Genomic DNA, 9,169 nt, shown 5'->3' on the forward strand with positions numbered 1-9,169 from the left:
CCGGTGTCCGGTGGCCGCCACGCCGCCGGCGCGGCCGGAGGCGACCCGTTCGGCGCAGCGCCGCCGGGCCGCGTCCGGCGCGCCGGTCACATCGCGCGCATCCGCAGATAGCGCCGGACGTCCGGGAGCATCTGGACGACCGCCGCGGCAGCGGCGGCAGCCGCCGCGCCGACGGCGCCGAGGGCCAGGATCTTCTTCACGATGAGTTCCTCTCCTGCGTGAGCACGAAGTCCGTGTCCTGCCCGGGTTCGCCGAGCAGTTCGAGCACCAGGCGGACCGCTTCGGGCACCGCCGCGGCGACGGCGGGGCTGAGCCCGACGCCCTCCTCGACGCCGGCCGGTTCGCACCCGACGACCAGCACCCGGCCGGGCGGTGTGCCGCCGGTGCCCGCGCACAGCGTGCCCATCAGGGCGAGCACCGCGTCGGGCGTCATCCGGTGGCCGTCGAGCACGGCGTCGGGGTGCTCCACCTCGCCGCACTCCCCGGCGTCCAGGACGTAGAGGGTGCCGGGCACGCCGCCGCGGGCGGTGGCGTCGACCAGGACGAAGGTGCCGTAGCCGTCGAGCAGTTGATAGGCGAGGTGGACGCCCCGCACCCCGGCGTCCACCGTCTCGACGCCGTCGGGCAGCCGCAGGGTGGCCAGCCGCCGTACGGTCTCGACGCCGAAGCCGTCGTCGCCGAGGAAGATGTTGCCGACGCCTGCCACCAGCGTCCGGCCGGGCGGGCCGGTCATGCGTCCTCCAGCACGGTGACCTCGTCGGGCTGGAAGTACAGGAATCTGCCCTGCTCCCGGCGGATGTCCGCGCCCGGGTCGCCCTCCACCGTGACGGCCAGGTGCACCCCGCCGTCCACGTCGTGCAGCACCGCCTCGACCAGCGCGCTGCGGCCGTGCAGGAAGAGGTCCTGCGCGTCGGTGCGCCGCAGCCCGGGGCGCAGCGCGACCCGGCTGCCCGCGCCCACCGAGCGGCCGCCGACGAGGACGCGGTCGGTGTCCGGGTCGACCGCGGCGTCGGCCGCCGGGTTCCACCAGGGGGTGTCCGGGGCCGTCAGCAGGCCGGTGCCGCCGGGCGCCGCCGGCTGCCCGGTGGCCTCGCGCAGCGACCGGACGGCGCCGTGCAGCCGCTCCAGTACCTCGGGCGGCATCGTGTCGGCCAGGTCGATCACGGCGGCGGCCCGCGCGTCGGTGCCCCGGGCCTCGCGCTTCTCCTGGTCGGTCAGCGCGGACGTGCGCAGCGCCAGGATCTCGTCGATCTCCAGCGAATCGTAGAGCGCCCCCGGGCTCTCCGGGGCGATGGCCGGATGGTCCTCCAGGATGATCGGCGAGGACAGCACCACGTCGGCGCGGCCGTCGCGGCCGGCCAGCACCGGCCAGGTGTGCACGTTCTCGCACGCCGCCGCGGCGCCGGCCGCCCACTGCGGGGGGTCGGCCGGCGACAGGAAGGAGCCGGCGTCCAGGCCCAGCATCAGGTGGGCCGAGACCAGCGCGCGGGGCAGCGCCGCCGCCCGGTCGGCGCCGCCGTCCGGGGGCCGCCAGTCCGCGGTGTTCTCGACGACCGCGGTGAGCCGCCGCACCGCGTAAGGCCCCGGCAGTTCGGCCGCGGACAGCACGATCCGCCCGCGCACCTCCGCGCGGGTGCACAGCAGGCGGCCGGCGAGCCGGCCGCCCTCGTACACCTCCTCGGTCTCCTCGCACGCCGGTCGGTCGAAGGGGAAGGCGTACTCGGCGCCGCCGAGGTCCGCCACCGGTACGGCGATCTCGACCCGCTCCTCGACGCCCTCGTCCCACGGCGTCAGGACCCGGTCGGCCAGTTCGAGCGCGGCCACGGTCTCGAAGCCGCCGCCGTCCAGCGCGCGCTGGACCGTACGCCGCCTGGCGTGCAGGAAGCGCAGCTCCGCGAACAGCCGCGCGCCGCCGCGCGGCTCCATCAGGCACTCCGTGCGCTGGAAGGAGTGCTCGCCGCTGTCGGCGCCCCACTGCGGCGGCACCAGCACACCGAACTGCCAGCGCATCCGGTTCTTCGCAGCGGACGCCCGGTAGGGGTAGAGGACGTACCCCTCGAAGAGCACCGCGTCGGCGACGGCGCGGGCGGCGTCGAAACGGCTCCCTGCCCCGGTCACGACGCCGCCTCCGCCACCAGCGGCGCGGCCTGGGCCGACGCGAGAAGCGACTCCACGGTCGCCTCCCACGAGGGCAGCGCCTGCCGCGAGCGGAAGGCCAGCAGCGCGTCCATCGTGGCGCGCGGCAGCCGGACCCAGCCGCAGCCGGGGAAGTGCTGGTCGATCATCTCCCGCCAGACCGCGACGGGCATGCCGAACGACGCCTCCCGGTCCCACGGGACGGGCTCCACCCGGAAGCCGCCCGCGCCGCTGAAGACCGTGCCGGCGAACAGCATCAGCAGCGGCACCTCGCCGCCCTCCAGCGCCCGGAAGTACCGGGTCGCCGCCACGTCCAGGTCGTAGCTGCACGGCACCGGCAGATCCACCTCGGTCTCACCGGTGAAGCCCGGTACGACCAGCGACACCTGCGCGAACTGCAGCGGCAGCAGGGTGCTGCCCCAGCGGGCCCGCTCGCCGAACAGGTCGGCGAGCCCCGCGGCCTCCGCCGGCTCGTAGCCGCGGCGGGCCGGCTCGATGCGGAACTGGCAGCGCAGCGCCATCGCGTGCACCCGGGTGCCGGGCGCCGCGGTGATGCGCAGCCGGAAGACCAGCGTCGGCCCCGCCGCGTAGCGGTCGGCCCGCACCCCTGAGCAACTGAAGGAGAGCTCCGTCATCGCGGTTCCTCCCCGCGCAGCGGCCGGGCGCGCCGGGCGACCTCGGCGAAGAAGCCGGCCAGCGCCGCCCGCGCCTCGGCGCCCCCGTCGAAGCCCTGCCAGTGCAGCCGCATCCGGCCCACCAGCTCGTAGCACACGTCGATCGGCACCAGGAAGCACGCGTGGCCGTCCCGGCCTCGGCGCATCAGCAGCGCCTCCACGTCCGGCCGCAGCTCCGCCGCAAGCCGGGTCCTGCCCAGCACCTGCTGCCAGGTGCGCGGGTCCAGCTCGCTCTCGGTGGCGCCCGCCGGGCTCGGATAGAGCGCGACGAGGCGGTCCAGGGCGGCGTTGCGGAAGAAGAAGGCCACGCCGACCGGGATCTGGAGCACCTCCCACGCACTGTCGTCCACGGTGTGCGCCGGGTCGCTGAGATAGCGGTCGGGCACCGTACGGAACCGCCCGCCGGCCGCGCCCGCGTTCTCGAACAGCATCGCGCAGGCGACGCAGGCGCAGGCCAGCTCGCGCTTGGCGCTGTCCACCAGGTGCCGGTGGGCGCCGTCGGCGACCTCCGTCCCGCACAGCGTGCACCGCTCGGGCCGCGGCGGCGCGGGAGCGGTGAACCGGCGCAGGCCCGCCGGCACCGCGGGGGCCGGGAGCACGGTCATGAAGCGTTCACCGTGCTCGGCCGCGGCGCGATCTGCAGCAGCACCGGTGCGCCCTTCGCCGCCGGCTCCAGCTCGACGGCCGTGACCTCGGCCGCGAAGCACGCCAGCGCGTCCTCGACGGAGGTGCGCGCCGCCGCGTCGGTGCTCGGGCAGCCGCAGCCGCCCTCCGCGGTGGAGCGCACCCGCAGCAGGCCGCTCCCGGCGTCGAAGCCCACCAGCTCGACCGGAAGCCGGAGCAGCGCGCGGTCGATCCTGGCCTCCACCGGCTCGGGGTGCAGACCGTGCAGCACCAGCATCCCGGCGACCAGCTCGTCGCCCAGCAGCCGTTCCAGCGCCTGCGGACCGGTCTGGCCCGCCAGCGCCAGGACCCGGGCGAGGCCCGCGCCGTAGAAGTCCATCAGCGCCCGCACCAGCTCCTCCGCCGCACCGCACACCGCGCGGTCACCGGTCGCCGCGAGCCGGTCGAGGATCTCCTCGACCTGCCGGCCGGCCTGCTCGGCGGTGCGCGCCGGGCGGGCGGTCATCCGCCCATCCCGCTCAGGCCGGTCGGCACATGCATCTTCTGCACGGTCCTGCCGCCGCCGACGTACATGTGGACGCCGCACGGCAGACACGGGTCGAAGCTGCGCACCGCCCGCATGATGTCGATGCCCTTGAAGCTGTCCGGCGTGTTCTCCTCGAAGATCGGCGTGTTCTGCACGGCGTCCTCGTACGGACCCGGCGTGCCGAACGAGTCACGGGTGCTGGCGTTCCACGGCGTCGGGGGATAGGGGTGGTAGTTCGCGATCTTGCCGTCCCTGATCACCATGTGGTGCGACAGGACCCCGCGCACCGCCTCGGTGAAGCCGACCCCCAGGCCCTCGTCCGGCACCTCGAACTTCTCCCACGTCTGGGTCCGCCCCGCGCGGACCTCCGCCAGACCCTTCTCCGCGAAGTGCAGCGCGACGGCCGCCGCGTACGCCTGGAAGTAGGTGCGGGCGCGGTTGCGCTCCAGGGCGTTGCTCCACTTCGGGATCTTCCACTCGAAGCTGGTCTCGGGCTTCGTCATCGTCCTGGGCAGGTTGATGACGACGCTGTGGCCGGTCGCCTTGACGTAGCCGATGTCGACCAGGCCCGACAGGGCGGTGGACCACAGGCGCGCGATGGGGCCGCCGCCGGTGTCCAGCGCCAGGTGGTCCTTGCCGTCGAACCAGCGAGGGGACATCACCCAGCTGTACTTGTCGTCGAAGTTCCGCTTCTGCGGCGCCGGGATGGTGTGCTGGTTCCAGGGGTGCCGCGGGTCGACCGGGTTGCCGAGCGGGTCGTGGGTGACGAACTGCTCCTGGCCCTCCCAGTCCTTGTAGTACGAGCTGCCGAGCAGGATCCGGATGCCGAGGTTGATCTCGGTGAGGTCGTTGGTGACCAGCTTGCCGTCCACGACGATCCCGGGGGTGACGAACATCCGCCGTCCCCAGTCCGTCATGTTGCGGTAGGTGAAGTCGCAGTGGTCCGGGTCGTTGAGCGCGCCCCAGCAGCCCAGCAGGACCCGCCGCCGGCCGACCTCCTCGTAACCGGGCAGCGCCTCGTAGAAGAAGTCGAAGAGGTCGTCGTGCAGCGGGACGACGCGCTTCATGAACTCCACGTACCGCATCAGCCGGCTGAGGTAGTCGGTGAACAGCTGCACCGAGGCGATGGTGCCGACGCCGCCCGCGTAGAGGGTGGACGGGTGCACATGGCGCCCCTCCATCAGGCAGAACATCTCCCGCGTGTACCGGCTCACCTGGAGCGCCTCGCGGTAGAACTCGCCCTCGATCGGGTTGAGCGAGCGCATGATGTCGGCGATGGTCCGGTACCCGTGCTCGCCGGCGTGCGGCGCCTCGGTCCGCTCGGCCAGCTCCAGCACACCGGGGTTGGTCTCCTTGACCATCCGCTCGCAGTAGTCCACCCCGACCAGGTTCTCCTGGAAGATGTTGTGGTCGAACATGTACTCGGCGGCCTCGCCAAGGTTGATGATCCACTCGCCCAGATGCGGCGGCTTCACCCCGTAGGCCATGTTCTGCGCGTACACCGAGCACGTCGCGTGGTTGTCGCCGCAGATGCCGCAGATCCGGCTGGTGATGAAATGCGCGTCCCGCGGGTCCTTGCCGCGCATGAAGACGCTGTAGCCGCGGAAGACCGACGAGGTGCTGTAGCACTCGGCGACCTTCTTCTGCTTGAAGTCGATCTTCGTGTGGATGCCCAGGCTGCCCACGATCCGGGTGATCGGGTCCCAGGACATCTCCACCAGGCCGCTGCCGTCCCCGGCCGCCTTCGTCGTCGGTGATGCCATCGTCTTGTGCCGTGCCCTTCACTGGGTGCGAGTCGGATCCAGTCCGATGCGTGTGCCGCCGGTACGTCCGTGGCCGGCGTGGCCGCGGCTGTTCTGCGGTGCTGCGGTGCCGGTCACCACGGGGGCCGGTAGCCGGTGGTGAGCGTGTCGCCGCGGCTGCGCCACTTGGGCTCGGCGTCCAGCGTGTGCACGGTGACCGCCCGCAGCCTGCGGATGACCGAGCCGTACGCGGCGCTGGCGGTGCTCGACAGCTTGCCGCCGGGCGGTTCGTCCATGAACGGCATGAACTTGTCGGGGAAGCCCGGCATCGTGCAGGCGATACAGATCCCGCCGACGTTCGGGCAGCCGCCGATCCCGTTCATCCAGCCGCGCTTGGGTACGTTGCACTTCACCACCGGCCCCCAGCAGCCCAGCTTGACCAGGCACTTGGGGGAGTCGTACGTGGTGGCGAACTGCCCCTGCTCGTAGTAGCCCGCCCGGTCGCAGCCCTCGTGGACGGTGGCCCCGAAGAGCCAGGCCGGCCGCAGCTGCTCGTCCAGCGGGATCATCGGGGCGGCGCCGGTCGCCTGGTGCAGCAGGTAGACCAGCGTCTCGGCGAAGTTGTCCGGCTGGATGGGGCAGCCCGGCACACACACGATCGGGATCCCCGCGCCGGACTTCCAGTCCCAGCCCAGATAGTCGGGCACGCCCATCGCGCCGGTCGGGTTGCCCGCCATCGCGTGGATGCCGCCGTAGGCCGCGCAGGTGCCGATCGCGACCACGGCGAGCGCCTTGGGCGCGAGCCGGTCGATCCACTCGCTGGTGGTGATCGGCTGACCGGTTGCGGGGTCGTCGCCGAAACCGCACCAGTAGCCCTCGGCCTTGATCGCCTCATTGGGGATCGAGCCCTCGATGACCAGCACGAACGGGTCGATCTCGCCACGCTCGCCCTTGAAGAACCACTCGATGAAGCTGTCCGCGCCCTGCACGGGGCCGCACTCGAAGTCGATCAGCGGCCAGTGCACCTCGATCTTCGGCAGACCGGGCAGCACGCTCAGCGCGATCTCCTCGATGCTCGGCTGCGTCGCCGCGGTCAGCGACACCGAATCGCCGTCGCAGCTCAGACCGGCGTTGATCCAGAGAATGTGGATCGGTTTGTCGTCCTGCGTGCCCGGCTCGGTCGCGGTGGATGTGGGTGAGGTCGTCACGGGATTCCTCCTCTGGGCGGCGGGGGACGAAAACCCGCATGTCAGACACCACTGTCATGGCGAACACCGGGAGGGGCGATGTCGGACTGGTCCGATCCGGTGGTGGGCACCGCCGGACGGGCGCCGGCGCGCTCGCGACGCTACGGCCGGCCGCGTGCGCGGCCCGCGCGGCGGAGCGGCGACGTCACACGAAAGCGGCGCGCATATTGGACCGCATGGCCGCCCCACCAGGTGCGCGGCACCCCGGCGCCCGCGGGGAATGCCGGGGTGCCCCCCGGCGTTGAGAGGGCAGACGAAAACGATAACGATGACGGAACGAGGTGACCCCATGGCCCGCAGCGAACTGCGCCCCGTCGTCAGGCTCCGCTCCACCGCCGGGACCGGCCACACCTATGTGACCCGCAAGAACCGGCGCAACGACCCGGACCGGCTGACGCTGCTCAAGTACGACCCCGTCGCCCGCCGCCACGTGCCCTTCCGCGAAGAGCGCTGAATCCCGGCCCGTACGGCACACGACGGCCCCGCACCCACCACGAGAGGACATCCATGAAGCACGGCATCCACCCCACGTCCCGCCCGGTGGTCTACCGCGACAAGGCCGCCGACCTCGCCTTCCTGACCCGCTCCACCGCGACCGGCGACCACACCGTGGTCTGGACGGACGGCAGCACCTACCCCGTCATCGACGTGGAGATCTCCTCGGCCAGCCACCCCTTCTACACCGGCAGGGCACGGGAGCTGGACACCGCGGGCCGCGTCGAGCGCTTCCGGCGCCGCTACGGCACCGGCGCCGGCTGAGCGGGCTGCTTCGGCCTCCCGTCGACAGCGGGCCGCCGGTGTCGCTTGATCGGGTGGTTACGGGCGTACGGCCCCCGCCCCGGCACTCCCGCCGGGACGGGGGCCGCTATCGTCGTCGGCCGGGAGGGTGTCTCCCGCAGCTGCGGTGGACAGTGCCTTCGACCAGCCCCATCCACCCACGCCGGGGGCACTCTCCCGCTCCGCGCGACCGGCCCTGTGCGCGCCCCGGCCCTGTGCTCACGTCGGCCGCCGCCCCGCCGGCCCGTCCCAGGCGGTCCGGTAGAACCTCAGCCGGTCGCTCTCGGCCACCAGCCGCATCCCGGCCGCCGTCATCACACGCTGCGAGGCGAGGTTGCCGGCGTCGGTGTCGCCCGCCACGCTGCTGACGCCCTGCGCGCGGGCGAACGCCAGCAGCGCGCGCAGCGCCTCCGAGGCGTATCCGTTGCCGTGCGCCGACGGCACGAGGCCGTAGCCGATCGTGACGCCGCCGTCCTCGTCGGGCGGGCCGTGGAAGTCCACCCCGCCTATGGTGCGGCCGTCCTCGCGCAGCCGGATCTCGTACGTCCCGAAGGGCCGCGGATCGCCGACGGCCGCACAGGTGGCGAGGAACCGCCTGACCGCCGACACGTCTCCCTCGGCGGGATAGCCGTCAGCCCAGCCGCCCGCGCCGTCCCGGTCCCCGTTCAGCACCCGCTCGGCCTCACCGGCGCTCAGCGGGTGCAGTACGAGCCGGGCCGTCACAAGATCGTCCATACCGGTTGGCCTATCACCGGAACGGCCCGAGCCGCACGCGGATTTCCCCCGCCAGGCGGCACGGGCGAACTCCCTCATGCGCCGGGCGGCCGGCCGGCACAGCCGCCGCGCAGCGGCGGCCCGCGGCCGACGCGCTCAGAGCGCCAGATGCATGATGTGCAGCCCGACGTAGCCCGCCTCCGGGTGCCGGAAGCCCTCGGGCAGGGTGCCGATCACCACGAAGCCGAGCGAGCGGTACAGCTTCACCGCGTGCGTATTGGTCTCCACGACCGCGTTGAACTGCATCGCGCGGTAGCCCGCCGCCCGCGCCCACCGCACCGAGTACGCGCACAGCGCACGCCCCACGCCCCGGCCCGAGTGCGCCGGGTCGACCATGTAGCTGGCGCTCGCGATGTGCGAGCCGTTGCCCATGTGGTTGCGGTTCATCTTCGCGGTGCCCAGCACCGTACCCGCGTCGTCCACGGCGACGACCGTGCGGTAGGGCGGGGACAGCAGCCACCAGTCACGGCCCTGGTCCTCGGTGAGGTCCGCGGGATAGGTGAAGGTCTCGCCCTCGGTGACGATGCGGTGGAAGAACGGCCAGATGGCGGGCCAGTCCTCCGCGGTGGCTTCCCTGATCGGCATCCGGACAGGATGCCCGCACCGAACGGCCCGCTTCCACCGGTTATCCCGTACGGCCGCCCCGCGCCGGCCCCCCCGCCCCCCCCC

At 73.0% G+C, this 9,169-nt stretch carries 12 protein-coding genes; 2 read left to right on the forward strand and 10 right to left on the reverse strand.

What is annotated here, in order from left to right:
• Positions 1-86 precede the first annotated feature (86 nt).
• The 8 genes from V7E46_RS33895 to V7E46_RS15060 form a co-directional block, all read right to left on the reverse strand.
• Positions 87-200 (reverse strand): DUF6893 family small protein, encoded by a 114-nt coding sequence (locus V7E46_RS33895; RefSeq protein WP_443054168.1) that lies wholly within the window; start codon positions 198-200, stop codon positions 87-89.
• Positions 197-733 (reverse strand): hydrogenase maturation protease, encoded by a 537-nt coding sequence (locus tag V7E46_RS15030; RefSeq protein ID WP_333768882.1) that lies wholly within the window; start codon positions 731-733, stop codon positions 197-199. The genes V7E46_RS33895 and V7E46_RS15030 overlap by 4 nt, the downstream gene beginning before the upstream one ends.
• Positions 730-2,118 carry a hypothetical protein gene (locus V7E46_RS15035; protein WP_333768883.1) on the reverse strand — a complete coding sequence of 463 codons (1,389 nt, stop codon included), beginning with the start codon at positions 2,116-2,118 and terminating at the stop codon, positions 730-732. The genes V7E46_RS15030 and V7E46_RS15035 overlap by 4 nt, the downstream gene beginning before the upstream one ends.
• Positions 2,115-2,771, reverse strand: a complete 657-nt coding sequence (locus V7E46_RS15040; protein ID WP_333768884.1) for a DUF6084 family protein — start codon at positions 2,769-2,771, stop codon at positions 2,115-2,117. Before V7E46_RS15040 ends, V7E46_RS15035 begins: the two co-directional genes overlap by 4 nt.
• The gene (locus V7E46_RS15045) at positions 2,768-3,415 is read right to left on the reverse strand and encodes a DUF5947 family protein (RefSeq protein WP_333768885.1); all 648 of its coding nucleotides are present in this window, start codon (positions 3,413-3,415) and stop codon (positions 2,768-2,770) included. The genes V7E46_RS15040 and V7E46_RS15045 overlap by 4 nt, the downstream gene beginning before the upstream one ends.
• Positions 3,412-3,939, reverse strand: coding sequence for a hypothetical protein (locus tag V7E46_RS15050; protein WP_333768886.1), 528 nt, complete (start codon positions 3,937-3,939; stop codon positions 3,412-3,414). Before V7E46_RS15050 ends, V7E46_RS15045 begins: the two co-directional genes overlap by 4 nt.
• Positions 3,936-5,723 carry a nickel-dependent hydrogenase large subunit gene (locus V7E46_RS15055; RefSeq protein WP_333768887.1) on the reverse strand — a complete coding sequence of 596 codons (1,788 nt, stop codon included), beginning with the start codon at positions 5,721-5,723 and terminating at the stop codon, positions 3,936-3,938. The genes V7E46_RS15050 and V7E46_RS15055 overlap by 4 nt, the downstream gene beginning before the upstream one ends.
• A gap of 113 nt (positions 5,724-5,836) precedes the next feature.
• The gene (locus V7E46_RS15060) at positions 5,837-6,910 is read right to left on the reverse strand and encodes a hydrogenase expression protein HypE (protein ID WP_333768888.1); all 1,074 of its coding nucleotides are present in this window, start codon (positions 6,908-6,910) and stop codon (positions 5,837-5,839) included.
• Between the two features lie 328 nt (positions 6,911-7,238).
• Between V7E46_RS15060 and rpmG the strand changes: the two genes are divergently transcribed.
• Entirely contained in the window at positions 7,239-7,403 is a 165-nt protein-coding gene (gene rpmG / locus V7E46_RS15065) for a 50S ribosomal protein L33 (protein WP_329182132.1), read from the forward strand.
• A gap of 53 nt (positions 7,404-7,456) precedes the next feature.
• Positions 7,457-7,708 (forward strand): type B 50S ribosomal protein L31, encoded by a 252-nt coding sequence (locus tag V7E46_RS15070; RefSeq protein ID WP_329171432.1) that lies wholly within the window; start codon positions 7,457-7,459, stop codon positions 7,706-7,708.
• A 237-nt stretch (positions 7,709-7,945) separates the two neighbouring features.
• Here V7E46_RS15070 and V7E46_RS15075 read toward each other — a convergent pair whose 3' ends face one another.
• Both V7E46_RS15075 and V7E46_RS15080 read right to left on the reverse strand, forming a co-directional pair.
• Positions 7,946-8,461, reverse strand: coding sequence for a GNAT family N-acetyltransferase (locus V7E46_RS15075; protein WP_333768889.1), 516 nt, complete (start codon positions 8,459-8,461; stop codon positions 7,946-7,948).
• 135 nt (positions 8,462-8,596) lie between these two features.
• Positions 8,597-9,085 carry a GNAT family N-acetyltransferase gene (locus tag V7E46_RS15080; RefSeq protein ID WP_333768890.1) on the reverse strand — a complete coding sequence of 163 codons (489 nt, stop codon included), beginning with the start codon at positions 9,083-9,085 and terminating at the stop codon, positions 8,597-8,599.
• Between the last annotated feature and the right edge of the window lie 84 nt (positions 9,086-9,169).

This window comes from Streptomyces sp. IBSBF 2435, from assembly GCF_036815005.1.
Lineage (GTDB): Bacteria > Actinomycetota > Actinomycetes > Streptomycetales > Streptomycetaceae > Actinacidiphila.

Coding starts and splice junctions, on each gene's coding strand:
- V7E46_RS15030 (WP_333768882.1), bottom strand. CDS start 733: ATGACCGGCCCGCCCGGCCGGACGCTGGTGGCAGGCGTCGGCAACATC.
- V7E46_RS15040 (WP_333768884.1), bottom strand. CDS start 2,771: ATGACGGAGCTCTCCTTCAGTTGCTCAGGGGTGCGGGCCGACCGCTAC.
- V7E46_RS15045 (WP_333768885.1), bottom strand. CDS start 3,415: ATGACCGTGCTCCCGGCCCCCGCGGTGCCGGCGGGCCTGCGCCGGTTC.
- V7E46_RS15050 (WP_333768886.1), bottom strand. CDS start 3,939: ATGACCGCCCGCCCGGCGCGCACCGCCGAGCAGGCCGGCCGGCAGGTC.
- V7E46_RS15055 (WP_333768887.1), bottom strand. CDS start 5,723: ATGGCATCACCGACGACGAAGGCGGCCGGGGACGGCAGCGGCCTGGTG.
- rpmG (WP_329182132.1), top strand. CDS start 7,239: ATGGCCCGCAGCGAACTGCGCCCCGTCGTCAGGCTCCGCTCCACCGCC.
- V7E46_RS15070 (WP_329171432.1), top strand. CDS start 7,457: ATGAAGCACGGCATCCACCCCACGTCCCGCCCGGTGGTCTACCGCGAC.
- V7E46_RS15075 (WP_333768889.1), bottom strand. CDS start 8,461: ATGGACGATCTTGTGACGGCCCGGCTCGTACTGCACCCGCTGAGCGCC.
- V7E46_RS15080 (WP_333768890.1), bottom strand. CDS start 9,085: ATGCCGATCAGGGAAGCCACCGCGGAGGACTGGCCCGCCATCTGGCCG.